At 63.9% G+C, this 26,584-nt stretch carries 24 protein-coding genes, 1 tRNA gene and 1 other RNA gene; 12 read left to right on the top strand and 14 right to left on the bottom strand.

Annotated elements, in window-relative coordinates; translation table 11 throughout:
- Nucleotides 1-76: 76 nt before the first annotated feature.
- On the top strand, nucleotides 77-958 hold the full coding sequence (gene panB / locus E3T31_RS11560; RefSeq protein WP_174844876.1) for a 3-methyl-2-oxobutanoate hydroxymethyltransferase: 882 nt from the start codon (nucleotides 77-79) through the stop codon (nucleotides 956-958).
- Nucleotides 959-973: 15 nt separating this feature from the next.
- Here panB and E3T31_RS11555 read toward each other — a convergent pair whose 3' ends face one another.
- Nucleotides 974-1,162, bottom strand: a complete 189-nt coding sequence (locus E3T31_RS11555) for an SPOR domain-containing protein (RefSeq protein ID WP_092448646.1) — start codon at nucleotides 1,160-1,162, stop codon at nucleotides 974-976.
- Between the two features lie 12 nt (nucleotides 1,163-1,174).
- Here E3T31_RS11555 and map point away from each other — a divergent pair, with 12 nt between their 5' ends.
- Both map and ppgK read left to right on the top strand, forming a co-directional pair.
- Nucleotides 1,175-2,038: a type I methionyl aminopeptidase gene (map, locus tag E3T31_RS11550; RefSeq protein ID WP_134468831.1), complete on the top strand. Its 864-nt coding sequence runs from the start codon at nucleotides 1,175-1,177 to the stop codon at nucleotides 2,036-2,038.
- A 29-nt stretch (nucleotides 2,039-2,067) separates the two neighbouring features.
- Complete coding sequence (gene ppgK, locus E3T31_RS11545; RefSeq protein WP_134468830.1) at nucleotides 2,068-2,826, top strand: polyphosphate--glucose phosphotransferase; 759 nt, start codon at nucleotides 2,068-2,070, stop codon at nucleotides 2,824-2,826.
- A gap of 91 nt (nucleotides 2,827-2,917) precedes the next feature.
- Here the strand turns inward: ppgK and E3T31_RS11540 are convergent, their stop codons facing one another.
- The 3 genes from E3T31_RS11540 to E3T31_RS11530 are packed head-to-tail and all read right to left on the bottom strand — an operon-like array spanning nucleotide 2,918 to nucleotide 6,024.
- Nucleotides 2,918-4,468 carry a tripartite tricarboxylate transporter permease gene (locus E3T31_RS11540; RefSeq protein WP_134468829.1) on the bottom strand — a complete coding sequence of 517 codons (1,551 nt, stop codon included), beginning with the start codon at nucleotides 4,466-4,468 and terminating at the stop codon, nucleotides 2,918-2,920.
- Nucleotides 4,461-5,012: a tripartite tricarboxylate transporter TctB family protein gene (locus E3T31_RS11535; protein WP_134468828.1), complete on the bottom strand. Its 552-nt coding sequence runs from the start codon at nucleotides 5,010-5,012 to the stop codon at nucleotides 4,461-4,463. Before E3T31_RS11535 ends, E3T31_RS11540 begins: the two co-directional genes overlap by 8 nt.
- A gap of 4 nt (nucleotides 5,013-5,016) precedes the next feature.
- A complete protein-coding gene (locus E3T31_RS11530; protein ID WP_134468827.1) occupies nucleotides 5,017-6,024 on the bottom strand; it encodes a tripartite tricarboxylate transporter substrate binding protein in 1,008 nt (335 codons plus the stop codon).
- Between the two features lie 176 nt (nucleotides 6,025-6,200).
- Between E3T31_RS11530 and E3T31_RS11525 the strand changes: the two genes are divergently transcribed.
- Together E3T31_RS11525 and E3T31_RS11520 are read left to right on the top strand one after the other, a co-directional pair.
- Nucleotides 6,201-7,778, top strand: coding sequence for a sensor histidine kinase (locus E3T31_RS11525; RefSeq protein ID WP_241977856.1), 1,578 nt, complete (start codon nucleotides 6,201-6,203; stop codon nucleotides 7,776-7,778).
- Nucleotides 7,775-8,527, top strand: coding sequence for a response regulator (locus E3T31_RS11520; RefSeq protein ID WP_134468825.1), 753 nt, complete (start codon nucleotides 7,775-7,777; stop codon nucleotides 8,525-8,527). The genes E3T31_RS11525 and E3T31_RS11520 overlap by 4 nt, the downstream gene beginning before the upstream one ends.
- A 7-nt stretch (nucleotides 8,528-8,534) precedes the next feature.
- On the opposite strand, the gene rnpB is transcribed toward E3T31_RS11520, so the two are convergent.
- From rnpB to E3T31_RS11495, 5 genes are all read right to left on the bottom strand, one after another.
- Nucleotides 8,535-8,914, bottom strand: an RNA gene (gene rnpB / locus E3T31_RS11515) — RNase P RNA component class A.
- Between the two features lie 48 nt (nucleotides 8,915-8,962).
- Complete coding sequence (locus tag E3T31_RS11510; protein ID WP_134468824.1) at nucleotides 8,963-9,700, bottom strand: zinc ribbon domain-containing protein; 738 nt, start codon at nucleotides 9,698-9,700, stop codon at nucleotides 8,963-8,965.
- Nucleotides 9,701-9,752: 52 nt separating this feature from the next.
- Entirely contained in the window at nucleotides 9,753-10,571 is an 819-nt protein-coding gene (locus tag E3T31_RS11505) for a Nif3-like dinuclear metal center hexameric protein (protein ID WP_134468823.1), read from the bottom strand.
- Nucleotides 10,572-10,651: 80 nt separating this feature from the next.
- Nucleotides 10,652-10,987, bottom strand: a complete 336-nt coding sequence (locus E3T31_RS11500; protein WP_134443923.1) for a hypothetical protein — start codon at nucleotides 10,985-10,987, stop codon at nucleotides 10,652-10,654.
- Between the two features lie 136 nt (nucleotides 10,988-11,123).
- Complete coding sequence (locus tag E3T31_RS11495; RefSeq protein ID WP_134468822.1) at nucleotides 11,124-11,825, bottom strand: GAF and ANTAR domain-containing protein; 702 nt, start codon at nucleotides 11,823-11,825, stop codon at nucleotides 11,124-11,126.
- Nucleotides 11,826-12,517: 692 nt separating this feature from the next.
- Between E3T31_RS11495 and E3T31_RS11490 the strand changes: the two genes are divergently transcribed.
- Nucleotides 12,518-14,389 carry a PA domain-containing protein gene (locus tag E3T31_RS11490; protein ID WP_134468821.1) on the top strand — a complete coding sequence of 624 codons (1,872 nt, stop codon included), beginning with the start codon at nucleotides 12,518-12,520 and terminating at the stop codon, nucleotides 14,387-14,389.
- Between the two features lie 114 nt (nucleotides 14,390-14,503).
- Here E3T31_RS11490 and E3T31_RS11485 read toward each other — a convergent pair whose 3' ends face one another.
- The 3 genes from E3T31_RS11485 to E3T31_RS11475 all read right to left on the bottom strand — a co-directional run bounded on the left by E3T31_RS11485 (nucleotide 14,504) and on the right by E3T31_RS11475 (nucleotide 15,408).
- Nucleotides 14,504-14,740, bottom strand: coding sequence for a hypothetical protein (locus E3T31_RS11485; RefSeq protein ID WP_166788453.1), 237 nt, complete (start codon nucleotides 14,738-14,740; stop codon nucleotides 14,504-14,506).
- Between the two features lie 85 nt (nucleotides 14,741-14,825).
- Nucleotides 14,826-14,898 (bottom strand) — tRNA-Val (locus E3T31_RS11480).
- A 39-nt stretch (nucleotides 14,899-14,937) separates the two neighbouring features.
- Nucleotides 14,938-15,408 (bottom strand): peroxiredoxin, encoded by a 471-nt coding sequence (locus tag E3T31_RS11475; RefSeq protein WP_092448732.1) that lies wholly within the window; start codon nucleotides 15,406-15,408, stop codon nucleotides 14,938-14,940.
- A 265-nt stretch (nucleotides 15,409-15,673) separates the two neighbouring features.
- Between E3T31_RS11475 and aceE the strand changes: the two genes are divergently transcribed.
- The 6 genes from aceE to E3T31_RS11445 all read left to right on the top strand — a co-directional run bounded on the left by aceE (nucleotide 15,674) and on the right by E3T31_RS11445 (nucleotide 23,307).
- Complete coding sequence (gene aceE / locus E3T31_RS11470) at nucleotides 15,674-18,400, top strand: pyruvate dehydrogenase (acetyl-transferring), homodimeric type (RefSeq protein ID WP_134468819.1); 2,727 nt, start codon at nucleotides 15,674-15,676, stop codon at nucleotides 18,398-18,400.
- 5 nt (nucleotides 18,401-18,405) lie between these two features.
- Nucleotides 18,406-19,608: a CdaR family transcriptional regulator gene (locus tag E3T31_RS11465; protein WP_241977855.1), complete on the top strand. Its 1,203-nt coding sequence runs from the start codon at nucleotides 18,406-18,408 to the stop codon at nucleotides 19,606-19,608.
- A 108-nt stretch (nucleotides 19,609-19,716) separates the two neighbouring features.
- A complete protein-coding gene (locus E3T31_RS11460) occupies nucleotides 19,717-20,637 on the top strand; it encodes an ACP S-malonyltransferase (protein WP_134468818.1) in 921 nt (306 codons plus the stop codon).
- Nucleotides 20,638-20,654: 17 nt separating this feature from the next.
- Nucleotides 20,655-21,659, top strand: a complete 1,005-nt coding sequence (locus E3T31_RS11455) for a beta-ketoacyl-ACP synthase III (RefSeq protein ID WP_134468817.1) — start codon at nucleotides 20,655-20,657, stop codon at nucleotides 21,657-21,659.
- 59 nt (nucleotides 21,660-21,718) lie between these two features.
- Nucleotides 21,719-21,967 carry an acyl carrier protein gene (locus tag E3T31_RS11450; protein WP_092108059.1) on the top strand — a complete coding sequence of 83 codons (249 nt, stop codon included), beginning with the start codon at nucleotides 21,719-21,721 and terminating at the stop codon, nucleotides 21,965-21,967.
- Between the two features lie 104 nt (nucleotides 21,968-22,071).
- On the top strand, nucleotides 22,072-23,307 hold the full coding sequence (locus tag E3T31_RS11445) for a beta-ketoacyl synthase (protein WP_134468816.1): 1,236 nt from the start codon (nucleotides 22,072-22,074) through the stop codon (nucleotides 23,305-23,307).
- A 151-nt stretch (nucleotides 23,308-23,458) separates the two neighbouring features.
- Here the strand turns inward: E3T31_RS11445 and E3T31_RS11440 are convergent, their stop codons facing one another.
- Together E3T31_RS11440 and E3T31_RS11435 are read right to left on the bottom strand one after the other, a co-directional pair.
- Nucleotides 23,459-23,980, bottom strand: a complete 522-nt coding sequence (locus E3T31_RS11440) for a DUF3145 domain-containing protein (protein WP_134468815.1) — start codon at nucleotides 23,978-23,980, stop codon at nucleotides 23,459-23,461.
- 617 nt (nucleotides 23,981-24,597) lie between these two features.
- Nucleotides 24,598-26,475, bottom strand: coding sequence for a bifunctional 3'-5' exonuclease/DNA polymerase (locus E3T31_RS11435; protein WP_241977854.1), 1,878 nt, complete (start codon nucleotides 26,473-26,475; stop codon nucleotides 24,598-24,600).
- Nucleotides 26,476-26,584: the final 109 nt, after the last annotated feature.

Genomic DNA, 26,584 nt, shown 5'->3' with positions numbered 1-26,584 from the left:
GATTGCTCCAACTTTAATAACTAATGCCTAGGTTACTGGCTCCTAGGACGATTGCTTGCCTGACTAAACTTGTCGCATGCCAGAGTTGACAGTGCCAGAGCCCATGGTCCCTCCCGCCGATGTCCCGGTTCAACAGCCGTATGGACACGCCCCCGACGGCCCCAAGCGGGTACGCACCAGACATTTCCAGACCGCGAAGCTGCAAGGCATCCCGATTACCGGCCTGACCAGCTACGACATGCTCACCGCACAGATTTTCGATGAGGCCGGTATCGATTTTCTCCTGGTCGGTGATTCGGCCGGCAATAACGTCTTCGGTTACGAGACCACCCTGCCGGTCACCGTTGACGAGCTCATTCCGTTGACCCGCGCCGTGGCGCGCGCGGTCACCCGCGCGCTCGTCGTCGCGGACATGCCGTTCGGGTCCTACGAGAGCGGTCCGGATCAGGCCCTGGCCACGGCGGTGCGGTTCATGAAGGAATCCCAAGCGCACGCGGTCAAGCTCGAGGGTGGGGTGCGCAGCCACAAACAGATTCGGCGCATCGTGTCGGCCGGTATCCCGGTGATGGGGCATATCGGCTTCACCCCGCAGAGCGAGCACGGGCTTGGCGGTCACATTATCCAGGGCCGCGGCGAAGCGGCCGAAGCACTCATTATCGACGCCCTCGCCGTTCAGGAGGCCGGTGCCTTTGCCGTGGTCCTCGAAATGGTCCCGGCCTCGGTCGCTGCCCAGGTGACCGAACGCCTGTCGATCCCGACTATCGGGGTCGGTGCCGGACCATCCGTTGACGGTCAATTGCTGGTCTGGACCGATTTCGCTGGCATGACCAGCGGCCGGGTACCAAAATTTGTGCGCCAGTATGCTGACGTGCGAGCGGTGCTGACGGATGCCGTGCAACGGTTCACCGCCGATGTCGCCTCCGGCGCCTACCCGGCTCCAGAGCACAGCTATGAGTAACGCGCCTTCGGGCCGTTAGCGAGCGTCTCGCGCGTCGTCCTCAGACCACTTGGCGCTGTTCGCCCGCAGCTTCTCCAGGGCGTGGGAGGCGTCCTCGCGGGTATTGAACGGACCGACCCGATCCAGCGACGTCGACTGCAGGCCGTGCTCGACCTCGCCGGTGCGCATGTTGTACCAGAATGCGTGTTCTTTGTCCTCGGCCATAAGCTTGATCCTATGCCTAAGGATTCAATCGGTCACCTCATCCCGGGAACGGTGTCAGCGACCCGTTCCGTTCCCTCCCACATCGTTCGCCCGGAGTACGTCGGCAAGATCGGCCCGAGCCCGTTCACCGGCTCCGACGTCTACTCGGCCGAGAAGATCGAGCTCATTCGTGAGTCGGGCCGCATCGCCGCCGAGGCCATCGCCGCTGTCGGCCGGGCAATCGTTCCCGGCGTGACGACCGGGGAACTCGACCAAATCGGTCACGACTACATGGTCGCCAACGACGCCTACCCCTCGACGCTCGGCTACCGCGGCTACCCGAAATCGCTGTGCAGCTCGGTGAACGAGGTCATCTGTCACGGAATCCCAGACAACACGGTGCTGGAAAACGGTGACATCGTGAACATCGATATCACCGCGTTCAAGAATGGCGTGCACGGCGATACCAACGTCACCTTCATCGTCGGCGAAGCCCGCGAAGAGGTCACCCTGCTGGTCGAGCGCACTCGCGAGGCACTGGCCCGCGGCATCAAGGCCGTCGCTCCCGGTCGGCAGGTCAATGTGATCGGTCGCACGATCGAGTCCTACGCGAAACGCTTCAACTACGGCGTCGTGCGCGACTATACCGGGCACGGCGTCGGCGACGCCTTCCACTCCGGCCTGATCATTCCGCACTATGACGCCCCGCAGTACGACACCGTGATGGAGGTCGGCATGGTCTTCACCATTGAGCCGATGCTCACCCTCGGCACGAGCGACTGGGACATCTGGGATGACGACTGGACGGTCCTCACCCGCGACCGCAGCATCACGGCGCAGTTCGAACACACCCTCGTGGTGACCGAACGTGGCGCCGAAATTCTGACCCTGCCCTGACCGCTCTTTCGACCAGATAGGTTCACTACATGACTGCAACGACGGCAATCGGCATCGACATCGGTGGCACCGGAATCAAGGGAGCCGTCGTCGATCTGTCGACCGGTGACCTGCTCTCGGAGCGGGTGAAGCTGCCGACACCCAAGGGTGGCCGACCGCAGGACATCATTGAAACCACGCGCACGCTGCTCGGGACGGTGTCCCAGGGAGTCGGCGACCTGCCGGTCGGCATCTGTTTTCCCGCGGTTGTCAAGAACGGGCACACCATGTCGGCGGCGAACGTGTCGTCGAAGTGGATCGGCCTGGCCGCTGAGGCATTGTTCGAAAAGAGCCTGGGGCTCCCCATCCACTTCGTCAACGACGCGGATGCCGCGGGATACGCTGAAGCGCAGTTCGGGGCGGCGAAGGACGTTGCCGGCGTCGTACTGCTGACCACGCTCGGCACCGGAATCGGTTCGGCGCTACTCAATGACGGTGTGCTGGTTCCGAACACTGAACTCGGCCACCTGCAAATCGACGGTCACGACTATGAGACCCGGGCGGCGTACTCGGCCAAGGAACGCGAGAACCTCAGCTGGGACAAGTGGGCGTCACGCCTGCAGAAGTACTACTCAACCCTGGAACTGTTGTTCACTCCCGACCTGTTCATCGTCGGCGGCGGCGTCTCCAAACATCACGAGGACTTTCTGCCGCTGCTGCGCCTGAAAACCAGGATCATTCCGGCCGTGCACCGCAACAACGCCGGCATCCTCGGTGCGGCCGCCCTCGCTGCCAGGTTCCCCGGCTGATTCGCACCTGCTGAGGCGCACCGCTCAACGTCAGCAGGACCGACATCACTTTTGTGGTGCCGGTCCTGCTGACGTTTGGGTTAGACGAACGCTACCGAGCCATCCGTTCGTCGACGGGGTCGTCCTCGGAAACTCGCTCAGACTCCATCGCACGCTGGCGACGCTTCATCCAATACGACAGGGCGAAGATCACGATCAGCGACACGTAGATGGTGGCCGCGATCGGTGACGCGATGAGCGCCGTTGGATCCCCCTGCGAAATCGCGAGCGACCGACGCAGCTGGTTTTCAAAGATCGGGCCGAGAATGAGCCCGACCACCATCGGCGCGATCGGATAGCCGTAACGCCGCATGAAGAAGCCCAGCACGCCAACGACGAGCAGAATGCCCACGTCGACCGGCGTGAAATTAAGTGAGAAGGCACCCAGCCCGGCGAACACCAGAATTCCTGCATACAGGTACGGGCGCGGGATCTGCAGAATCTTGACCCAGATACCCACCAGCGGCAGGTTGAGGATCAGCAGCATCAGGTTGCCGACGTACAGGCTGGCAATGAGCGTCCAGACCAGTGCGCCCTGGGTTTCAAAGAGCAACGGCCCCGGTTGAATCTGATAGCGCTGGAATGCGACGAGCATCATCGCGGCCGTGGCCGTCGTCGGAATTCCCAGGGTCAGCAACGGCACCAGAACTCCGGCCGCCGCCGCGTTGTTAGCCGATTCCGGGCCGGCAACACCCTCGATGGCACCCTTGCCGAACTGCTTCTTGTTCTTGCCCTTGGCCAGGCGACGTTCGGCCGCATACGAGAGGAAGGTGGCGACATCCGCTCCCCCGGCGGGAATCGTACCGATCGGAAAGCCGATGAAGGTGCCGCGCAGCCACGGCTTCCAGGACCGCTTCCAGTCGTCCTTCTTCATCCAGGTCGTCCAGCCGCCGGTGACCGGAATCACCTTGACCGGACCGTGCCGCAGCCGAGACGCCACGTACATGGCCTCGCCGACGGCGAACAGGCCAACGGCGACGAGCACAACGTCGATACCGTCGGCCAGAAACGGATTACCGAAGGTGTAGCGCTGCTGACCAGTGAGGGCGTCGACGCCGATCAGCGCAATGAACAGACCGAGGGCCAGTGAGGCCAGCCCCCGCAAAGCGGATGCCCCGAGCAAGGCTCCTACCGTGAGGAAGGCGACAAGCATCAGAGCCACGTACTCCACCGGCCCGATTTGGATGGCGAACTCGGCCACAAACGGTGCCAGGAAGCTCAGCAGCACCGTCGCGAGGGTTCCCGCGACGAACGATCCGAGAGCTGCCGTGGCGAGAGCCGCAGCGCCCCGCCCGGCCTTGGCCATTTTGTTGCCCTCGAGGGCCGTCACGATCGACGCCGACTCCCCCGGGGTGTTGAGCAGGATCGATGTCGTTGACCCGCCATACATGCCGCCGTAGTAGATGCCGGCGAAGACGATGATAGCCGCGGTCGGTTCGAGGCTGTAGGTGATCGGCATCAGCAGGGCGATGGTCATGGCCGGGCCGATGCCCGGCAGCACGCCGATGGCGGTGCCGATGAAGACCCCGCCGAGGGCGTAGAGCAGATACATCGGCTGCATCGCGACGCTGAAGCCATTCATCAGGTTGATGAAGTTATCCATTGAAGATGGCCACCCCTTCCAGGAGGAAACCGGCCGGCAGGGACACGCCGAGGAGGCCCGCGAACACGAATTGCAGAATCAACGCGAGGGCTATGCCGGTCAGGGCGTTCCGCCACCAGGGCTTTGCGCCGAGCGACCAGGCCGCACCGAAGAACAACACGGCGGCCGCGACGGGCCAGCCGAGCGGCACGATCAGCACGATATGAACGATGACGAAGCCAACCAGTTTCACGACGGTGAGCCAGTCGGTTTTGATGCTCGGATCGACGTCTTCGCCCTCTTCGGCCACGCCGACGTGTCCGCGCAGCAGTTGAAAGATCAGTCCGACACCGATCACGACGAGCAGTCCGGAGACCACGAAGGGGAACGCGCGCGGACCGATGTCGCTGGCTGATGGCGGCGTGCGAATGTCGGCGCCGGCCACAAAGCCGACGACTCCCAAGCTGAGAATGACGCAAGCGAAAACTATTTCTCCGACGGGCCGGGCTGGAGCAGCCCAGTGCGGGCCACCCCCGCCCAGCGTCTCGGGTGTGGGAACGGTCATCGGGTTACAGCAGACCGATGTCTTTCAGCGTGACCTTCACCGTCGCGATGTCTGCGGTCAGAAACTCGGCGAACTCGTCGCCGATCATGAAGGCATCCGCCCAGTTGTTATCGGTGAGGGTGGTCTGCCAGGTGTCGGTGGCGTGCAGGTCTTCCATCAGCGTGGTGAGGATCTTCGCCTGTGCGGCATCGATGGATCCGGGGGCGACCACTCCGCGCCAGTTCGTCAGCACAACGTCGATTCCCTGCTCGGTCAGTGTTTCGGTGTCGGGAAGCTGCGGGGCAGCATCCGATCCCGACACGGCCAGGGCCCGTAGCTTGCCGGCCTTGACCTGCTCGGCATACTCGCCGACGCCGGAGATGCCGGCGTTGACCTTGTTGCCGAGCAGCGCGGCCAGGGACTCTCCGCCGCCCGAGTAGGGGATGTAGTTGAGCTTGTCAGCGCCGATGCCCTGTTCCTTGAGCATCATGCCGGCCAGAATATGGTCGGCACCGCCGGCCGATCCGCCGGTGATCGAGACGGCCTGGCCGGTCTCGCCGATGTCGTCGAGCAGATCGCCAATGGTGTCGTATGGGGAATCCGCCGGAACGACCACGACGAGCGGTTCGTCGGTCAGGCGGGCGATCGGGGTGGTGTCTTCGATGCGGTTGGCCGCGCTGTTCGTTTCGACGGCACCGACCATGACATAGCCCATGACCATGAGGGTGTTGATGTCCTTCTCGGTCTTCATGGCGGCGAGCCCGTTGGTGCCGCCGGCGCCGCCGACGTTGACGACGGAGGCGCTCGTCACGAGGTCGTTGGCCTGCAGGTCCTTTTCGATGGCCCGACCGGTCTGGTCCCAGCCGCCGCCCGGGTCGGCTGGAACGATGATGTTGAGCTTGTCGATGCCGGCTGCAGCCTCATCGCTGCCGCCGCTGGTCGCTGCCGGGGTGCTGCACCCGGCGAGGAGCAGAACGGATGCTGCTGCCGTCACGATCAAACCGGTTCGACGCGTCATTGAGCCTTGTTTCATGCTGTCTTCCTCTATTCACTTCACTGTGATGCGTATGGCTACGCTGTGCCCCAGCGTATGGAGCTCCGTCGGCCCGCGGAAGAATTCGGTCATAGTGCGCGTATTGGTCATTACGGACAGCGCCCGTCGGACTGCAACGTCTGGCCAGGTGGGAGAATGGGAAAATGATTCAGTCGATGTCGCTGAGAACACAGTTGTTCTTTCTGCAACTCTTTATTGTTCTCATCGTTGTCCTCGTTGCCGGGTCGGTCGCCATCCGCCTGCAGGAGCAGCAGATTCGTGATGCCTATCAAGCCCGTATGGTGGGAGTGGCGCAGTCGGTGGCCGAGCTGCCCGCGATCGTGGATGCCTTTGACGACAGTGATCCCAGCGCCACCATTCAGCCCATTGCCGAGCTGATCTCCGAGGCCGCCAATGTGACCTACGTCGTCGTTACCGACGACACCGGCGTGCGCTATTCGCATCCAAACCCGGCCATGATCGGCCGCGTAACCTCGACCGATCCGTCGATTGCGCTGTCTGGTGCGACCTATCTCGGCACGCAGACCGGCACGCTCGGGGAAACCTGGCGGGTCAAACTACCCATCTACGACGAGTCCGGAGTCATCATCGGCATGGCCTCGGTGGGAATTCTGGAGCAGACGCTGCGCGCCGACCTATACAAGGTACTGCCCGAACTGGTGATCTGGCTCGTCGGGGCTGCCCTCGTGGGAACAGCCGGGGCCACGATGATCTCTCGGATGGTGTGGCGCCGGATCCACCGGCTGGAGCCCGAAGAGATCGCCTCCCTGCTGGAGACCCGCGAGGCGATGCTGCACGGTATCGGCGAGGGCCTCGTCGCGGTGGATGCCGCCGGTTCCGTCGCGCTGGTCAACGACGAGGCTCGCAGACTTCTCGGCGCGGACGATGACTCGGTGGGGCGTCCGGCGTCGGACGTGGTCGGTGCGGAACTGGCCAGGATGCTGGCCGAGAGCGGGGAAAGCGATGAGACCGTGCTCGTCGGTGAACGCGTTCTGCTGGCGCGGTCCAACGATGCCGCCGTCGACGGTCGACTGGTCGGCCGGGTATTGATTCTGCGGGACCGGACCGAGCTGCACCAGCTTCTGCAGGACCTGGATGGCGCCAGGGATGTGACGCAGGCTTTACGCGCCCAGGCCCACGAATTCGCCAACAAGATGCATGTCATTTCGGGGTTGATCGAATTGGGGCGCACCGAACAGGTGGTGGATTTCATCACTCGCGCCGGGCACGGTGGTTCCGTGCTCTCCCGAGCGCTCTCCCCCGGCATCACCGACCCCGACGTGGCGAGTTTGCTTATGGCCAAGAGCACCATCGCAGCGGAGAAGGGCATCAATCTGGTAATTGAAGAAAATTCTACTCTGGCACCCGATGGAACGACGGATCCGGTCACTGTACTCGGCAATCTCATCGATAATGCGATGGAGGCGATCGGTGCCGACGGCACCATCCACGTTCGCCTCAGCGAAGACAGCACCGGTGCCACCATCGTCGTCTCCGATGACGGCCCCGGAATCAAGGAGAAGGACCGCGTGCGAATATTTGAAGCCGGCCAGTCCACCCGGGACGCCAGTCGCCCCGGAGCACGCGGTTTCGGCTTGGCGCTCGTGCAGCGCGTAGCCGTGCGCCGCACCGGATTCGTCACCTCCAAGCCGTCGCAGCACGGCGGAGCAACCTTCACCGTGCTCCTCGCCGCCGTACCATCTTCGCCCAACCCCATTGGAACCGCCTCATGACACTCATTCGTACGGCTCCCGTTCGCACGGCTCTTATCCGCACGGTAGTCATCGACGATGACCGTGAAGTCGCGGGAATTCACACCGGTTTTCTGCTCGCTCACGGTGGGTTCGAGATCGTCGGCGTCGCATATACCGGCACCGACGGCCTCGATCTGATCACGAGGCTGAAGCCAGACCTGGTGCTGTTGGACATCCATCTGCCCGGCATATCCGGCATCGAGGTGCTGCGGGCCGCGCGTAATCTTCCCGGCGACCCGGTCGATATCATTGCCATCACCGCTGCCAGGGAGCTCGACACCGTGCGGGCGGCGATGGCCGGTGGGGTCATGCACTACCTGGTCAAACCGTTCACCTCGACCGTGCTGCTCGAGCGACTCGACCAGTACGTTCAACATCGGCTGGACCTGCACGAACACGCCGCCGTAACAGCATCGATGCTCGACCAGGCTCGAATAGACCGGATGCTGCAACCCGGCACGGTCGCGCCGCCAGCCAGTGCCCCTGGGCCGGCCGGATTGGCGCTGTCCAAGGGGCTGTCCGAGGTGACGCTCGACGCCGTCGTGGCCACGCTCAAGCGCGTCACCGTGGGCATCTCGGCCAGCGACGTGGCCCAAAACCTGGGTCTGGCTCGGGTGAGCGCCCGCAGATATCTTGAATTCCTGGTCGCCGCCGAACGTGCCGGCATCACCCAAAAATATGGTCACGCCGGGCGGCCGGAGAAGCTCTATCACTGGACCGCGGGGTAAATGAAGTGGAATGGGCCGGCTAGTACGCCGGGTTCTGTCCAGGTGCTTGCACACCGTCGACGGCCATCTATCTCGTGACTACGTTGCCGCAGCCCTCTAGCGGTCTACCCGAAAGCTCGGCGAGCCGCCTCAACGCTTTCTGTCTGACCTTGCTCCGGACGAGGTTTACCGAGCCGACCAGGTCACCCTGGCCTCTGGTGGTCTCTTACACCACCGTTTCACCCTTACCCCCAGCTCGCGCTGGTGGCGGTCTACTTTCTGTGGCACTGTCTCGCGGGTTACCCCGGGTGGGTGTTACCCACCATCCTGCTCTATGGAGCCCGGACGTTCCTCGGCACCCGCTTGACCCGAAGATCTCCCGAATGACGCGACCGTCTTGCCGACCCATTCCGAGAACAAAGCCTACCGGGCGGGCAGGCAACGTGCGAACCGGCGCTAGATTCCGGACTCTTCGGTGCGCACCAGCACGGCGCCACAGTCGGGGCAGAAGATGACCTCGTCCGCCGGAGACTGACGGGCATCAGCGAGGTCGCTCCCGGTCAGGGTCATCGTGCATCCGCTGCAGGTACGGGCACGCAGCAGCGCCGCGGCGTTGCCGTGGCCGCTGATGCGCAGGCGCTCGTACAGGGCAGCGAGGTCATCGGGAATGGTAGCCGCGATCGTCGCGCGATCACGGGTCAACTCGCCGAGCTGACGGGTGAGGTCGACCAGCGACTCATCCCGAACGGCTTCGGTCGCGGCGACCCGCTCGGCGATGGCGTCGCGTTCCTGCTCCACCACGGCGACGGCCGCCTCGTGCTCCTCCTGGCGCTCAAGCACGGCAATCTCAATCTCCTCGAGATCGAACAGGCGCTTCTTGAGTGAGGCCACCTCCGAGTCCAGGGCCTGGATGTCCTTGATCGATGAGGTGTGCTGCAGGCGGTCGGTATCGCGGGCAATGCGCTTCTCGACGACCTCAACGTCGCTCTCGATGCGTCCCAATTCGGTGCACACATCGTCGAGCTCGCCGGACCGGCCGAGCAGCTTCATACGGCTGGCCTCAGCCTCCCGGTTGAGCGCGGCAAGCTCAGTGTGCGCCGCGAGTGATTTTGACTGGTGGCTGAGCTGAAGAACTTTGATGTCGAGGGCCTGAAGCCGCAGAAGTTCTTTCTGCTGGAGTGGTGATGCCTTCACGATGTCCTGACCTAACGCTGGAATTGAGTTGTACTGACGAAAGAAAAAAGAATTAGTGTACGACGGAAAAATCCCACGGGTCGGTGTTCAACTCACTCACCGTGACCGACACCCCCGGCAGGGTCGCCCGCAACTGCACGGCCGCCGGCTCCAGCCAGAGCCATTCGCTGGCCCAATGTGCGACGTCGATGAGGGCAGGTCCGCCGACGCAGAGCGCCTGCTCGCGCGCCTCCTGCGCCGGGTGATGGCGCAGATCGGAGGTTATGTAGACATCCGCTGCCAGCACCTGCGGATTGCGAAGCAGGGAATCACCGGCACCGCCACAGAGAGCAACCGTCGTGATCGGGGCCGCATAGTCGCCAGCGACGCGAACCCCGGAAGCCGTGGCCGGCAATAGGGCCAGCACGGTGTGTGCCAGGTGTCCGAGCGTGGTCGGTTTCGGCAGACGACCAACCCGTCCGATGCCGGTGCCCGGCACAGCGCCACTCGTGATGGGCAGTGCGTCGATCAGCCCCAGCCGATTGGCGATCACGTCGGACACGCCGTCAGCGACCACGTCTGCGTTGGTGTGGGCGGCCAGCAGGGCACAGTCGGCGCGAATCAGCCGGCTGAGCAGTGCGCCCTTGTAGGTGTCCTCGGCGATGCTCGTGACACCGCGCAGCAGCAACGGATGATGCGTCAGCAACAGGTCGACGCCGGCCGCAATGGCCTCGTCGACCGTGTCGGCGACGGTATCGACGGCCAAGTGGATGCTGCGAATCGGTCCGTTCGGATCGCCACTGACCAGCCCCGGTGCATCCCACGCTTCGGCACCGCCCGGGGGCCAGAGGGTATGGGCGACGCGGGTAACGTCGGCGAGCGAGAATGGCACCCGTCCAGCCTACCGGGCGACCGGTGCCAAGGTTTCGCGGACACGACGCAACCCGATGCGTCGGGTCCGCAAAAGATAGGTCAGTAGTCGAACTCGTCGAACTGCGCGGCAGCCGACTCCTCTCGGGTCCACGCCGCCGGAATCATGGCTCCGGTTTGGGCCTTGCGGTGCAGAAAGTCCGTGGTTTCCGGTTCGACCAGTTCTGGCGACAGACTGTCGGCGGTGACGCTGACCAGCTGACTCGCGGAACCGATCAAAAACTGAGCACGAAGGAGAATGCCGCCGTCGCCCATGACCGGTATGTCAACGACGTCGACTTGTCGACGGTTACACAGTGCCTCGGCATACAGCAAGACCGCATCAGCCAGATCGCTGCCGGTAATCACTGACCCACCGGGGTGAAATATACGTTTCATGATCTCCCTCGCAAGCTCACGTTTAGTGCGTGTGCTGCCAGGGTCCGGGGCGGCCAAAAGCAGTATATGCCCGCCCAGCTTAAACAGGAGGTAAGTCTCGACTAGTTCGCAACTAGTCGCGGCTTACGCTGGAACGCTAGAGGATCAGTACGCGATTGATGATGCGGTCGGCCACATCGGCCAGCGGAAGACCGTTATAACGGGCATACTCGCGAATCTTGTCGAAGGCATCGCCCATGTGCACCCCGTGGGTGTACGCCACGACGCCCTTGGCCTGTTCGATCAACACTCGACTGCTCAGCGCGTGCTGAAGTTGCTGGCGCACGATGTCGCTTTCGCGAATAGCGCGCTCCTGCAGGATGCCGATGGTCGCGACATCCGCGAGTGCCTGCACCGTGTTGGTGTCCGCCGTACTCAACCCGCCGGTGCGATCCCAGAACAGATTGAGTGAGCCGATGGTCGTTGCCCGCAGGCGCAGCGGTACGGCGTGCATCGAGGCGAAGCCCTGGGCGAGTGCCCCCTGGCGAAACTTGGGCCATTTATCGCCCGTGCTGTCGATGTCGGGAACGGCGACGGCCAGCCCGGAGGTGAAACTTTCAACGCACGGGCCGCTCCCGGCTCGCAACTGCAGAATTTCGACTAAGCGGCTGCGTTCGTTGGTCGACGCCATGACTTCCAGCTCGCCGTCACCGGCCGACAGGATGATGCCCGCCACCGAAGCCTCCAGCAGGGCGGCGCATTTCTCAACCAGGGTGTGCAAGAGGTAGACGACATCATAGTCGGCGTCGAGTGTGTCGGCCAGGGTAACGAAGGTGTCGAGGAGAGGACCTTCCCCCACGGGTGCTGGTCGCGATCTCGGCCATCCTGCTGTCCGTTGACCCACGCTTGCGATTAACAATCGCGTCCGGCAGAAATTCGGTGAGTTCCGAGTCACACTCGAACCCGCCGACAGCGTGACAGCCCCTCCCCCGCAACCCGCGAAGCTGTGTCCCGAGCACAGACGCGCTCACCAATCACCTATGAGCGCTGCGGCCGTACCCCGGGCACGATCGACTGGTCAGAGGAATGGATCGAAACCCTGTGCCGCTGGCACCACGAGTCCCGGCGCACGTAACCCCGCGGTCTACCGGCCGCGCCCGTTCAGGGCATCCAGCCGTACGCACGGCAGCGAGCACACATCGTCGACCGGAAGCCACGCTCGAGCAAAACGAAGCGCCTGCATGATGCTCGTCGGATCGTAGAGAATCACCCGCTATAAACCCTCCCGTCCATAGCCAAGACCCCCAAAAGCGTCCCCATCGCGCTCGATGCACACGGCCCGCGGCGAGGAGTGATTTCCGCGAGGCGCAGTTCATCGCCCGACAGAGAATTCGGTTCGAAATCCACCGCGAGGGGTGGGCCATGGCGACGCATGCGCACCGCATCGCCATGGCGGCCACACCCTGTTCGATTTGTACTTCCTTGCCAAAGTGTGTAAGGGCGGACTACGGTTCGAACGTTCGATTCAAAATTCCGCACCGAAGGAGTGTCATGGTCAAATCACCTGCCATTCGCGCTGGACTGACGCTGGTGTCCGTCGCAGCGTTGATCCTCGCCACAACATCCGTTGCATCGGCCCGACCCGGGGACGACGGCTCGCTATCGACCGCCGACGGCGCTCGCGACGCCCACCAGCACGGTGGAACGGCCGGTCATCTGCCGGCAACACAGTCCAATGTCAACGTAATCTCCAAACTGAAGATGAAGAACGCGGTGCCTGAAAAGATCGCCGACGTGGGCGTCTTTAAGGATTATGCCTACCTTGCTGCGTGGGGCGTCGTATCGTGCACCTACAACGGGGTGCACGTCGTGGATATCAAGGACCCCGCGAAGCCGAAGGAGGTCGCGTTTATCCAGTCCAAGGAGGGCAGCTACCCGGGCGAGGGTGTCCAGACCCTTCAACTCGATACGCCAGCCTTTACCGGCGACGTGCTCGTCACCAACAACGAGAAGTGCAAGGACAAAGCAGGTTTCGGCGGCATGAATCTCTATGACGTGACGAATCCCGAGCACCCCACACCACTCGCCGTGGGCATTGGCGATTCAACAGCCGATGGTCAGGGTAAGAAGACCTCCAACCAGACCCACAGTGTCTTCGCCTGGGATGCCGGCGACAAGGCATACGCGGTCATTGTTGACAACGAAGAGGGCACCGATGTCGACATCATGGACATCACCAACCCGAAGAAGCCGTTCCTCACCGCCGAATACGATCTGGACAAGACCTTCCCGCAGATCCTCCAAAACGCACCGTCTAACCTGACCGAGGTGTTTCTGCACGACCTCGTCGTCAAGCAGATCGCCGGAAAACAGGTGATGCTGTTGTCCTACTGGGACGCCGGATACGTCACCGTCGACATGACCGACGTGCATAACCCGAGCTATGTCGGCGATACGGACTTCACCAACCCCGACCCGCAGCTTCAAGAGTCGGCAGGCCTGATCGAGAAGCCCGAAGGCAACGGCCACCAGGGCGAGTTCACCCTCGACAACAGGTTCGTAATCGGTGCCGACGAGGACTTCGCGCCCAACGGCGCGGAGGGCACCACGGATGACTCCGCGACGCCGTTTCAGATCTCGCAGGGCAGCGACACACCGCAGCTGCAAGGCGGGGAGTCACTGACCGGTGATGCCGTCTACGCAGGACGGGCATGTTCCGTTGATCCGGTTGTACTACCGGCGCCGGTCACCGCAAGCGGCAGCCAGATCGCGATCGTCACCCGTGGCCTCTGCGCGTTCACCGAGAAGGTGGCGAACGTTGAAGCGGCTGGCGGCTATGAGGGAATCGTCATCATCAACCGCGAGGGTACCGACGGATGCGGCGCGTTCGGGATGAGCGTTGCCGGCAACATCCCGACCTCTTCGGTCGACCGTCAAACCGGATTCGGTTTCTTCGACCTCGAGGCCTCGTACGATAACGCGGCCTGCCTCGCCGGTGCTGCCAGCCTGATTCCCGGCCTGAGTCTGGGCACTGTCGGAGACCTCGTTTCCGTGCGCGCGTTCTTCGACGGTTGGGGTTATGTGCACCTCTTCGACAACTCGACGGGAAAAATGTCCGAGCTGGACACCTATGCAATTCCCGAAGCCATGGACCCGGCCTACGCTGCGGGCTTCGGCGACCTCTCGGTTCACGAGGTGGCCACGTCCAAGCAGCGGGCCGACCTGGCGTATTTCTCGTATTACGCGGGAGGTTTTCGAGTGACCAAAATCATCGACGACAAACTCGTCGAGACCGGTCGCTTCATTGACGAGGGCGGCAACAACTTCTGGGGTGTGGACGTGTTCGAGAACAACGGCGTCGAATACGTTGCCGCCAGCGACCGTGATTTCGGGCTCTACATCTTCCGATACACGGGAAACTGAGCCGACAGCCTGATCTGAATTACCCACACGAAATCGCTCCTGAGAACCCCTCAGGAGCGATTTCGTGCGTCCCGGTGCGCCGCAGGACGCGCCAGGCCATCTCGCCCCGCCGGGTCAGCGGGGCAGCACCAGGGCGCCGTCGATGTGACGTGGAATCGTGTCGTGGTGCTGAGCCCATGACACCCGAACCCCCGTCGGGGAGCCGTTGAAGACCAGACGACCCACGGTCGGTGCGAGCGTGTCGCTGATCTGACGCACGAGATCGGGCTCGTTGCTGCTGTGCTGCTCGGTGGCGGTCAGCGAGGCGCCGCCGTCCCACAAAACGCGGATCATCGCCAATGGCCACAACATGAACGCCAAGTCGGACCACGACAAGCTGAGCGTCGCGGGGACTGCGTATTGCGCAGATATTTTCTCTGATCAGCTATTTTACCTGTGGGCCCTACCGGGCTCGAACCGATGACATCCACGGTGTAAACGTGGCGCTCTACCAACTGAGCTAAAGGCCCCGACGACGACTCAAGGTCACCGGGTCTGTTCAGTATAGGTCAGAGGGCGGGTACGAGCTGTCCAAGGGCTGCCCGGTAGGCGTCGATCGGACGAGCTTCGCCCGGTGCTGTGATGAAACTGGCCCGAATGATGCCGCTCGGATCGATCAGGAACGTGGCGCGGTTAGCGAAGCCCTTGTCCTCGAGAAAGACGCCGTATTCTTTCGCAACGGCGCCGTGCGGCCAGAAATCGGCCACGAGGTCGAAGGTGTATTTTTCCTGCTCACCGAAGGCCCGCAGTGCATGACGGGAATCGACCGAAATTCCGATGAGCTCGACTCCGCCGTCTTCAAACAGGGCCAGGTTGTCACGCAGTTCACACAGTTCGCCACTGCAGATGCCGGAGAACGCCAGCGGGAAGAATACCAGAGCGACGGATTTGATCCCCCGATACTGGCTCAACTGAACGGTTTCACCAAACTGATTGATGAGCTTGAAATCGGGGGCCTGGGTGTCATTTTCGAGAGCGATGAGAGCTTCTTTCCTCGGTGCCGGGCGCATGGATTGGCCGGTGACACACTCTAGCTCTGCAATATGTCCGGTGTCACAGCAGACGCGCATTTTGGTTCTGCCACGCCCGCGCACGGACAAGTTGCGAAATCTGTAGGCTTACGTGGTGCCGCCGGTTGCAATCCAACCTGCTCTGTTACGGCACCTGCCACCGTTGTGTTCAAGCCGCGGGGCATCATCGCTGCATATACCCCAGGCTGCATCAACCACAGAGGAGAGGTCGACTGTGACGGTCAACGACCAGGACCCGTATTCGACGAACAACGCCGACTCAGATCCGGAGGAGACTGCTGAGTGGTCGCAATCCCTCGATTCGCTCGTTGCCGAACACGGCCACGAACGCGGGCGCGAGATCATGCTGAGCCTGTTGAAGCGGTCGAAGGAGCTGCACCTCGGCGTGCCGATGGTTCCAACGACGGACTACATCAACACCATTGCTACGGAGAACGAACCCGATTTTCCCGGCGACGAAGACATCGAGCGCCGCTACCGTGCCTGGATCCGCTGGAACGCTGCCGTTCTGGTGCACCGGGCCCAGCGCCCCGGCATCGCCGTCGGCGGGCACATCGCGACGTACGCGTCATCCGCTGCCCTCTACGAGGTCGGTTTCAACCACTTCTTCCGCGGCCAGGACCACCCGGGCGGCGGCGACCAGATCTTCATCCAGGGCCACGCCTCCCCCGGCACTTACGCGCGTGCCTTCCTCGAGGGCCGCCTGACCGAGAACCAACTCGACGGTTTCCGCCAGGAAAAGTCGCATGCACCCGACGGCATCTCCTCGTACCCTCACCCGCGTCTGATGCCGGAATTCTGGCAGTTCCCCACCGTGTCGATGGGCCTCGGCCCGATCAACGCGATCTACCAGGCGCAGCTGAACCGCTACCTGACCAACCGCGGCATCAAGGATGCGAGCGACCAGCAGGTCTGGGCGTTCCTCGGCGACGGCGAAATGGACGAGGTCGAAAGCCGCGGCCAGCTGCAGGTCGCCGCCAACGAGGGCCTCGACAACCTCAATTTCGTGATCAACTGCAACCTGCAGCGACTCGACGGCCCGGTGCGCGGTAACGGCAAGATCATCCAGGAGCTGGAAAGCTTCTTCCGCGGTGCCGGTTGGAACGTCATCAAGGTCGTTTGGGGTCGCGAGTGGGACAACCTGCTCAAGAACGACGTCGACGGCGCCCTGATCAACCTGATGAACGTCACGCCCGACGGCGACTACCAGACCTACAAGGCCGAGAGCGGCGCCTACGTGCGTGAGAACTTCTTCGGTCGCGATCCGCGTGCGCTCAAGCTCGTCGAACATTTGAGCGACGACGAGGTCTGGAACCTCAAGCGCGGCGGCCACGATTACCGCAAGGTGTACGCCGCGTTCAAGGCAGCGTCCGAGCACCAGGGCCAGCCCACCGTCATCCTGGCGAAGACGATTAAGGGCTACGGCCTCGGTCCGAGCTTCGAGGGCCGCAACGCGACCCACCAGATGAAGAAGATGACCCTCGACAACCTCAAGTCGTTCCGAGACAGCATGCACGTGCCGATCACGGATGCCCAGCTCGAGGAAAACCCGTACCTTCCGCCGTACTACACCCCCGGCGACAAGGACGAGGCGATCGAGTATATGCACGAGCGTCGTCGTGCGCTCGGTGGTTACCTGCCCGAACGTCGCACGAAGCACGTCAAGCTGAACCTTCCCGGCGACGACACCTACAAGGTCGCCAAGAAGGGTTCAGGCACCCAGGAGATCGCTACGACGATGTCGTTCGTGCGGCTCCTCAAGGAGCTCGTGCGGGCCAAGGACTTTGGCAATCGCATCGTGCCGATCATCCCCGACGAGGCACGCACCTTTGGTATCGACGCGTTCTTCCCGACCGCCAAGATCTACAACCCCAACGGCCAGCACTACACGTCCGTTGACCACGCCCAGCTGCTGTCTTACAAGGAGAGCCCGCAGGGCCAGATCCTGCACGTGGGCATCAACGAGGCCGGCGCCGCCGCCGCATTCACCAACGTCGGTACGTCGTATTCCACCCAGGGTGAACCGCTCATTCCGGTGTACGTCTTCTACTCCATGTTCGGATTCCAGCGCACGGGCGACGCCCTGTGGGCAGCCGGTGACATGATGACCCGCGGGTTCATCATTGGCGCTACGGCTGGGCGCACGACGTTGACCGGTGAGGGTCTGCAGCACGCTGACGGGCACTCTCCCCTTCTCGCGTCGACCAACCCGGCCGTCGTCTCGTATGACCCCGCCTACGGGTACGAGATCGGCCACATCGTGCGCGCCGGCCTCGAGCGCATGTATGGCGGCGCCCACACCGACCCGAACGTCATGTACTACATCACCGTCTACAACGAGCCGGCCGTGCAGCCGGTCGAGCCCGAAAATGTCGACGTTGACGGCATTCTGCGCGGTATCCACCGGGTGAGCGCGTCGACGGTCAGCGGACCGAAGGCCCAGTTGCTGGCCTCGGGTGTTGCCGTTCCGTGGGCGCTGGAAGCTGCGAAGCTTCTCGCCGACGACTGGGGCGTTTCGGCCGATGTCTGGTCGGTCACGTCGTGGACGGAGCTGCGTCGCGATGGCCTGGCCGCCGAGGAGCACAACTTTCTCAATCCCGACGACGAGCCGCGCATTCCGTATATCACCTCGAAGTTCGAGGGAGCTGCCGGCCCGTTCGTGGCCGTGTCGGACTTTATGCACGCCGTTCCCGACCAGATTCGCCAGTTCGTGCCGAGCGACTTCGCCACCCTCGGCGCCGACAGCTTCGGCTTCTCGGACACCCGCCCGGCAGCGCGTCGATTCTTCAAGATCGACGGCCCGTCGATGGTGGTGCGCACTCTCGAGCTGCTCGCCCGCCGCGGCGAGGTCGACCGGAGCCTGGCCGGCCAGGCCATCGCCAAATATCGCCTGCACGACGTAAGCGCGGGCACCACCGGCTCCGCCGGGGGCGAGAGCTAAAAGCAGTGGCACCGGCGCCCAAGACGAAAGAGCAGACTCTCAACTGGTTGCGCACCATCTCCGGTGAGTTGTCCACGCAGACGCTGAAACGACTCGAAGACACGCTGTCCTGGTATGGCGATATGCCACCAGGGCGGCGGTCCGCTGTCGGCCTGGTCGCCCAGGCCGGAATTACGAGTTTCATTTCGTGGTTCGACGACCCGCGGTCAACCCCGTGGATCGCCGCAGACGTCTTCGGCGCCGCTCCGCGCGAGCTGCTGCGCTCGGTGAGCCTGCAGCAAACGCTGCAGCTCATTCGAGTGACCGTCGAGGTCGTCGAGGAACGCGTCAAGGACGGTGGAGAGTCTCTCCGGGAAGCGATCCTGCTCTACTCACGCGAAATTGCCTTCGGGGCAGCGGATGTCTACGCGCGCGCCGCCGAGGCGCGCGGTCTCTGGGACGCCCGCCTCGAAGCCCTCGTCGTCGATTCCATTCTCAGCGGGGAATACGACGATGAGCTGCCCAGTCGCATCGCGGCCCTCGGCTGGCACGGCCACGGCGAGGTCTGTGTGCTCGTCGGCACCACACCGCAGATGCTCGATGTCGACCAGTTGCGCCGCGCCGCGCGCCACATGGCGGCCGACGTGCTCATCGGTGTGCAGGGCAATCGGCTGGTGCTCGTGATCGGGCGTGCCCGCCCGGCGCCGGTCGACAGTGAGGACGTCGGCACAGCGGCAGCGCTGACCTTCATGGAGATCGCCATGGCGCTCGAGCCCATCTTCGGGCCGGGACATTTGGTGCTCGGGCACGAGGTGCCCAACCTGGTCGACGCGTCCAAGAGTGCCAAAGCGGCGCTGGCCGGTTTTGCCGTTGCTCGGTCGTGGCGGAATGCGCCGCGCCCGGTGCAAGCCGACGACCTGCTGCCCGAGCGCGCCCTGGCTGGCGATCCGCTCGCCCGAGCCACGCTCATCCATCGGATTTACCGGCCGTTGCAGGCGCATTCCACCGAGTTGCTCACCACGCTGTGGTGTTACCTCGACAATGGGCGCTCACTCGAGGCGACCGCCCGGGAACTTTTCGTGCACCCCAACACCGTGCGCTACCGCCTCAAACGGGTCTCCGAAGTCATCGGCTACGACGCCACCGGAGCCCGCGAGGCGCTCATTTTGCAGTCCGCCCTGATTATCGGCTCGATCAGCGACCACGACGGTTCCACCCGCCGCCGCTGACCGCCACCCGCGTTCACCGGCCAAATGTGCTGCTGTAAACAAAGGTTTCATGAATACTTAGTGTGATCTGCACACTCATTCGCGCTGCCAGATTGGAAGACTAATTAAGTGATCGTTGTCGTCTGCCCGGGTCAGGGCTCCCAAACCCCTGGATTCCTCGAACCCTGGCTCGCCATGCCGGCCTTCAGTGCCGGCCTCCGCCAAATTTCCGAAGACGCTGGACTCGACCTCGTCGCCCACGGCACCGTCAGTGACGCCGACACGATCCGCGACACTGCGATCGCCCAGCCGCTGATCGTCGCCGCCGGCATCCTTACCCTCGAGGCCCTGCTCACGGATGGACGCCGCGACCGCATTGCCGGTATCGCCGGACACTCGGTCGGCGAACTCACCGCGGCTGCCGGCGCCGGCATCCTCAGCAACGCCGAGGCGGTGCGCTTTGTCCGGGAACGCGGCCTGGCCATGCAGGCGGCTTCCGCGCTGGTACCCACGGGCATGAGCGCCGTCATCGGGGCCGACGAAACCGAGCTGCTGGCCCGGGTCGCCGAGCTCGGTCTGGAACCGGCCAACTTCAACGGCAGCGGCCAAATCGTCATCGCCGGTGCCCTCGACGCCCTCGACGCCCTCGCCGAGACTCCCCCGCACCGCGCCAGGGTCATCCCGCTTCAGGTCGCCGGTGCATTCCACACTCGCTATATGCAACCGGCCGTCGAGCGGATGACCGTAGTCGCCGACTCGCTCAGCCCCACCAATCCGACCCTCCCGATCTGGACCAACCGCGACGGCGACCGGGTGAGTGAGGGCATCCGTTTTGTGAAGCTACTCGTCGGTCAAGTGTCCTCGCCGGTACGGTGGGACAAGTGCATGGAGTCTTTCGCTGCGGCGGGAGTCACCGGAATCATCGAGCTCGCACCCGCTGGCGCCCTCGTCGGTCTCGCCAAACGCGGCCTGAAAGGCGTCCCGAGTGTCGCCATCAAGACCCCGGACGACCTGCCCGCCGCCTGGGCCATGATCGACCAGCAGTCCTGAATGTTATGAGAGAGACAATGACCAAGCCAACACTGAAGCAGTCCCACGGGGCGCAGTACACCCGCATCCTTTCGATCGGCGCCGCCCGCGGTGACCTCGTCGTACCCAATGACGAACTTGTCGCTGCGATCGACTCCTCCGACGAGTGGATTCAGCAGCGTACCGGCATCATCACCCGCACGCGGGCCAGCCAGGACATCGACGCTGTCGACATGGCAACGGACGCCGCCCGCGAAGCCATCGAAAAAAGTGGCATTGACCCGGCGCTGATTGATGCCGTGATCGTGGCCACCATCAGCAACGGACGCCAGACACCATCAATGGCCGCCGTTTTGGCCGACCGTGTTGGCAGCAATCCTGCCGCCGCCTACGACATCAATGCAGCCTGCGCCGGATATGCGTACGCCATTGCCCAGGCCGATGCGCTCATTCGCACGGGGGCTGCCCACTACGCACTCGTCGTGGGCGCTGAGAAGCTCTCCGACCTCGTTGACCCCGCGGACCGCAGCATCTCATTCCTGCTCGGCGACGGTGCTGGCGCTGTTGTGATCGGTCCGAGTGACTACCCCGGAATCTCTACCACAGTGTGGGGCTCGGACGGCTCCAAAGCAGACGCGATCACCATGGATCACACCCTTCAGGAGTACCGTCGCGGCGAAGCCGACTGGCCCACCCTGCGTCAGCAAGGGCAAACCGTCTTTCGTTGGGCCGTCTGGGACATGGCCAAGGTGGCCAAGAAAGCCCTCGAAGTAGCCGGAATCGAGAGCGCCGACCTTGCCGCGTTCATTCCCCACCAGGCCAACATGCGCATCATCGACGAGTTCGCCAAGCAGCTCAAGCTGCCCGAATCCGTCGTCATCGCCCGCGATGTCGCCACAACCGGTAACACCTCATCGGCCTCGATCCCCCTCGCCACCCACCGCCTGCTCGAGGAACATCCAGAGCTCAGCGGCGGCCTGGCACTGCAGATCGGCTTCGGTGCCGGACTCGTGTTCGGCGCGCAAGTCGTTGTGCTGCCCTAACCAACCCACCCTCTAAACTAGGTCTCGGTCAACCGAGACACCCCTCAAGGAGAAAAAACATGGCATTGTCCACCGAAGAAGTTCTGACCGGCCTGGCCGAGCTCATCAATGACGAGACCGGGATTGCAACCGACACGGTTGAACTCGGCAAATCGTTCACCGATGATTTGGACATCGACTCTATCTCGATGATGACCATTGTCGTCAACGCAGAAGAGAAGTTCGACGTGAAGATCCCCGACGAAGAGGTCAAGAACCTCAAGACCGTTGGCGACGCCGTTGAGTTCATCGTGAAGGCACAGGACTAGGCCCGATCCTGAACCAGGTCGGCCGGAAATCGGCCGACCTGTTCATTGGGCTGGTGGCAGATCGCGCCGGCCCACTCGTTTGTCGTTCCATGGAGAGTTGACTTATGACCAAGAAAATCGTTATCACCGGAATCGGTGCCACTACGCCGCTGGGCGGCACGGCGGTCGACACCTGGACGGCCCTTCTGGCCGGCGAATCGGGCGCTACCACCCTCGAACAGGCCTGGGTCGCCGAAACGGCGATCCCCGTAACTTTTGCCGCACAGGCCCGCGTGAAGACCACGGACGTGCTGCAGCGCTTTGAGGTAAAACGCCTTGACCCGTCCAGCCAGTTCGCACTGATCGCCGGTCGCGAAGCCTGGGCGGATGCCGGCGCCCCCGAGGTGGAGCCGGAACGCCTGGCCGTGGACTGGGCCACCGGAATCGGTGGAGTCTGGACCCTGCTCGACGCCTGGGACACCCTGCGCGAACGCGGCCCCCGTCGCGTGCTGCCGATGACCGTGCCGATGCTCATGCCGAACGGTCCGGGAGCGGCCATCGGAATGGACCTGCACGCCCGTGCCGGCATCACCACCGTGGTCTCCGCCTGTGCCTCCAGCACCGAGGCTTTGGTCAACGCCTACAACCGTCTGCAGGCCGGATTGGCTGACATCGTCATCGCCGGCGGCTCTGAGGCCGCAATTCACCCGCTGCCGATCGCGTCTTTCGCAGCCATGCACGCGCTGTCGACGCGCAATGACGACCCGGCGACGGCGAGCCGCCCCTACGACGTCACCCGCGACGGTTTCGTGCTCGGTGAGGGCGCTGCCGCACTCGTCATCGAAACCGAAGAGCACGCCAAAGCGCGTGGTGCACACATTTACGCCGAACTACTCGGCGGCGTCGTCAACAGCGATGCCTACCACGTGACCGCGCCAGACCCCGAGGGAACCGCAGCCGCCCGCGCGATGGTGTCGACCGTTCAGAACGCCGGCGCCTCGCTCGCCGACGTATCGCACATCAACGCCCACGCCACCAGCACCCCGGTCGGCGACATCGCCGAATACAACGCCCTCAAGCGGGTCTTCGGAGATCTGCTCGACGGCATCCCGGTGTCGGCCACCAAGGCGTCGACCGGTCACCTGCTCGGTGGTGCCGGCGCCCTCGAGGCGTTCTTCACGGTCAAGGCCCTCGCTGAGCGCACCGCGCCGCCGACGATCAACCTCACGTCGCAGGACCCGGAAATTCCGCTCGACGTCGTGACGACGCCGCGCGCACTGCCGGCCGGAGACCTGCTCGCCCTGAGCAACTCCTTCGGCTTCGGCGGTCACAACGCCGTCGTCGCGTTCCGCTCGGTCTAGTTTTGCGCGAATAGAGAATGACCCCGTCCAGCTGGACGGGGTCATTTCTGTCGGGCGGTTCAGGTGACTTCGTTATCTTGCCGCCGGGTAAAGTCACCGGTCGACAGGCCGCGCCACTACCGGCGAACCGCACGTTGCGCGGCCTGGCGGTTCAACCCACCTGGTGCAGCCAGACCACCGCGTTCAGGTCGCTCGCCTGCCGGAATGGTTCCAACTCGTCGTCCCAGGATTGCCCGAGGGCGAGCCGCAACTCGCGGTGCAGGTCGATCGCATTGGCGCCGGCGTTGTCCATAGCAGAGCGGATGCGGTCCTCCGGCACGACAACGTTGCCCACGCTGTCCGTCTGGGCATGAAAAATGCCCAGACCCGGTGTGTGCAGCCAACGGCCGCCATCCGTTCCCCGCCCGGCATCTTCGGTCACTTCGAAGCGCAGGTGGTCCCAGCCTCTCAGGCTAGAAGCGAGAACAGCGCCGGTACCCGGGGCGCCCTGCCAGTAATATTCAGCCCGCTGGGAACCGAGCAGCGCGGGCTGCTCAGACCAGTCGAAGTTCACCGCCTCGCCGAGCGCACGCCCAGCGGCCCACTCGACGTGTGGACACAAGGCGCGCGGAGAAGAGTGCACGAAAAGCACCCCCCGCGCGATCGGCGCCCGACGGTTCTGTGTTGCGTCCATCGCGTTTCTCCGTTCTGTAGGTGCGTCTTCCCCAACGACCTCGGAACGACCGGACTCCCAACCTGAGGCTGTGAGCACGATGGTGGATGTGAAATTGTGCGGCAGTCGCGTTCACCCCAATGGAGATCCCGTGCAGTCGATAGCGCAATTATGCCCCAGGGAGCTGTGGATTGACAAGCGGGCGCGGGCATCACGACCTGATGATCGCGAGTGGCAGATCCGCCTCCGGCCTCGTACTCGAACTCGGGCCGAACCTGTGCACGACACGAGATGTGAACCATGTCCTTCAAGAATGTTCGTTCCACTCCTTCTGCCGTCTCCATCACTTCGGCAATTTCTTCACCGACGGCGCCGCCGTCACCATCCGGAAGGGCGCCTAAGCCGCAGGACTCACCCCCCGGCTAGCTCGCACCAAGAATTCCCTTGCAGGAAACCAGGCGGGCCCCACGTGCACACAGCCCGCGGGGCCCGCCCTTTTGCGTGCCTCCCCCGCAGATCGGTTGCATTGATCGACCTGGCCTCGTATGCCGGGCTTGGATCGAGCCTGTCGAGATGTCGACCGACGGGATGGGCGCGTCCCGCGGGCCTGGTCACGTCGGCGCGCTGGTGATCTCGCCCTATTTGGCCTGGGCGTAGTTGTCGACGGTCGCAACCGTGAGCATGAAATCGACCGGAAAGTCGCCGAAGAGAAGCCGACCGGCGGTTTCGGCGGCCGTGACGATGATCTTCGCCACGACCTCCGCCTGGGCTGCCAACGTGTGCACGATGACCTCGTCATGCAGAAAGAACACCAGGTGCGGCGCGTAATCGAAGGGCGCGCGTGCCTGCCCTGGTGCCGCGGGACGCGCGGCCGACGCAGCCAGGCCGGGCCCAGCATCCGCTCGTCTGAGTGCGCTGGTCGCACCGGCACCGACACCGGACGCCGGGAGGGCGGCAAGTTCTCGGCGAATCTCGGCCATCCAGCACAGCGCCCATTCCGCGGCGCTGCCCTGAACGATGAAGTTTCGGGTGAAGCGGCCCCAGTCCCTCGCCTGGCTGCGGGCCCGGCGCTCGTCGGTCGCTGTGGCCGCCGGATCGTACGCCTGAGCTTGCACCTCATGCCAACCCAGCCCGGGTACCGGCGACGACCGCCCCAGCCGGGTGGTGACGACTTCACCTCGCTCGCCGGCCCGGGCCGCAAACTCCGTCAGGGCGATCGCCCGAGGGTAGGCACGCGCCAGGCGCGGCATCAGCCGACCGCTCTCCCCCGTCGTGGCGCCATACATGGCTCCGAGCATGGCGACCTTGGCATGATCGCGCGTCTCCACGACGCCGCTCGCGACGATTCCGGCATAGAGGTCGGTTCCACGCCCGGCTGTGGCCATTCGCTCGTCCTGGGCCAACGCGGCGAGGATGCGCGGCTCCAACTGGGCGGCATCGGCGACGACGAGTTTCCAGCCGTCATCGGCGACCACCGCGCCGCGAATCTGCCTGGGCAGCTGCAACGCTCCCCCGCCGCGTGTCGCCCAGCGGCCGGTCACCACGCCTCCAGGCACGTAGTCGGGGTGGAATCGACCGTTGACGACCCAGGAGTCCATCCAGGTCCAGCCGTTGGCGCTGAGCAATCGGGAAAGCTTCTTGTACTGCAACAAGGGCTCAATAACCGGATGCTCGAGCTTCTTCAACTCCCAGCCCCTGGTCGAGGTCACGGCCAGTCCCGCGCGTTGCAGGGCCTTGAACAGTTCCTGCGGCGAGTCCGGGTTGAGGGCATCATCATCCAGTTCCAGCCGGATCCGCTGGGCGAGCAGCTCAAGACGGTCCGGTCGCACACCTGGCAGGGCGCGGGGTCCCAGCTCCCGCGTCAGCAGATGATTGTGCACGTCGGTGCGCCACGGAAGCCCGGCGAAGCGCATTTCGGCGGCCACGAGAGCGCCCGCCGATTCCGCAGCGAGCAGCAGGCGCAACCGGCCCGGTTCGGCAGCGGATGCCACGGCCTCGAGTTGCCGGCGGAACTCACGCCCGGACGTCGATTCGGGGGCGCGAGAATCGGGGCCAGGCTCGGTGCCGCCAGAATCGCCGGTGCCGTCAGCCGCGTGGTCGGCGAGATCGTCACCGCCATCGTCATAGTCATCGTCGACATCAAACTCGAACAGGGTCGCCCGGAGCTCGATCTGGTCGGCTGTCACCGCGCTCGCTGTGTCCCAGCGATCCGGCGCGGCGAGGGCCAGTTCGCTCAACTGGGTCAGGGCTGAATTCTTGAGGATCACGTGGCACAGGCGCAGATCGTGGCAGCGCTCCACCCGGATTCCGGCACTGAGCAGCAGCGGATAAGTGTGGCCGGTGTCGTCCCAGACCCAGCGCGGGCGGCCATCAAGAGCCCAGGATTCCTTGGCGGCCACAAACGTTCGAAATTCGTCCAGACTCAGCCGGCGCGGCGGTTGCAGCGAAGCTCCGGCCTCATCGCGGGGTTCGACGACCAGGTCGCCACCGCCCGCCTGCCGCACCAGTACATACACCCGTCTATTCTGCCCGATTCAGCGTGGCTGACCTGTTCGCGGCACCGGGCAGAACGGCAACGTACCCATCGGCTTCGTGGTGCCGATGGGTACGGGGGTTGTGCGTGCC

It is taken from the genome of Cryobacterium sp. TMS1-13-1 (assembly GCF_004403125.1).
GTDB classification, from domain to species: domain Bacteria; phylum Actinomycetota; class Actinomycetes; order Actinomycetales; family Microbacteriaceae; genus Cryobacterium; species Cryobacterium levicorallinum.
Note: the sequence above shows the minus strand (reverse complement) of the source record. Positions and strands in the feature narration are given on the sequence as shown.

Excerpts from the sequence above, each read along its gene's own strand:
- panB (WP_174844876.1), top strand. The coding sequence starts at position 77 with ATGCCAGAGTTGACAGTGCCAGAGCCCATGGTCCCTCCCGCCGATGTC.
- E3T31_RS11555 (WP_092448646.1), bottom strand. The coding sequence starts at position 1,162 with ATGGCCGAGGACAAAGAACACGCATTCTGGTACAACATGCGCACCGGC.
- map (WP_134468831.1), top strand. The coding sequence starts at position 1,175 with ATGCCTAAGGATTCAATCGGTCACCTCATCCCGGGAACGGTGTCAGCG.
- ppgK (WP_134468830.1), top strand. The coding sequence starts at position 2,068 with ATGACTGCAACGACGGCAATCGGCATCGACATCGGTGGCACCGGAATC.
- E3T31_RS11540 (WP_134468829.1), bottom strand. The coding sequence starts at position 4,468 with ATGGATAACTTCATCAACCTGATGAATGGCTTCAGCGTCGCGATGCAG.
- E3T31_RS11535 (WP_134468828.1), bottom strand. The coding sequence starts at position 5,012 with ATGACCGTTCCCACACCCGAGACGCTGGGCGGGGGTGGCCCGCACTGG.
- E3T31_RS11530 (WP_134468827.1), bottom strand. The coding sequence starts at position 6,024 with ATGAAACAAGGCTCAATGACGCGTCGAACCGGTTTGATCGTGACGGCA.
- E3T31_RS11525 (WP_241977856.1), top strand. The coding sequence starts at position 6,201 with ATGTCGCTGAGAACACAGTTGTTCTTTCTGCAACTCTTTATTGTTCTC.
- E3T31_RS11520 (WP_134468825.1), top strand. The coding sequence starts at position 7,775 with ATGACACTCATTCGTACGGCTCCCGTTCGCACGGCTCTTATCCGCACG.
- E3T31_RS11500 (WP_134443923.1), bottom strand. The coding sequence starts at position 10,987 with ATGAAACGTATATTTCACCCCGGTGGGTCAGTGATTACCGGCAGCGAT.
- E3T31_RS11490 (WP_134468821.1), top strand. The coding sequence starts at position 12,518 with ATGGTCAAATCACCTGCCATTCGCGCTGGACTGACGCTGGTGTCCGTC.
- E3T31_RS11485 (WP_166788453.1), bottom strand. The coding sequence starts at position 14,740 with ATGTTGTGGCCATTGGCGATGATCCGCGTTTTGTGGGACGGCGGCGCC.
- E3T31_RS11455 (WP_134468817.1), top strand. The coding sequence starts at position 20,655 with ATGACCAAGCCAACACTGAAGCAGTCCCACGGGGCGCAGTACACCCGC.
- E3T31_RS11450 (WP_092108059.1), top strand. The coding sequence starts at position 21,719 with ATGGCATTGTCCACCGAAGAAGTTCTGACCGGCCTGGCCGAGCTCATC.
- E3T31_RS11445 (WP_134468816.1), top strand. The coding sequence starts at position 22,072 with ATGACCAAGAAAATCGTTATCACCGGAATCGGTGCCACTACGCCGCTG.
- E3T31_RS11440 (WP_134468815.1), bottom strand. The coding sequence starts at position 23,980 with ATGGACGCAACACAGAACCGTCGGGCGCCGATCGCGCGGGGGGTGCTT.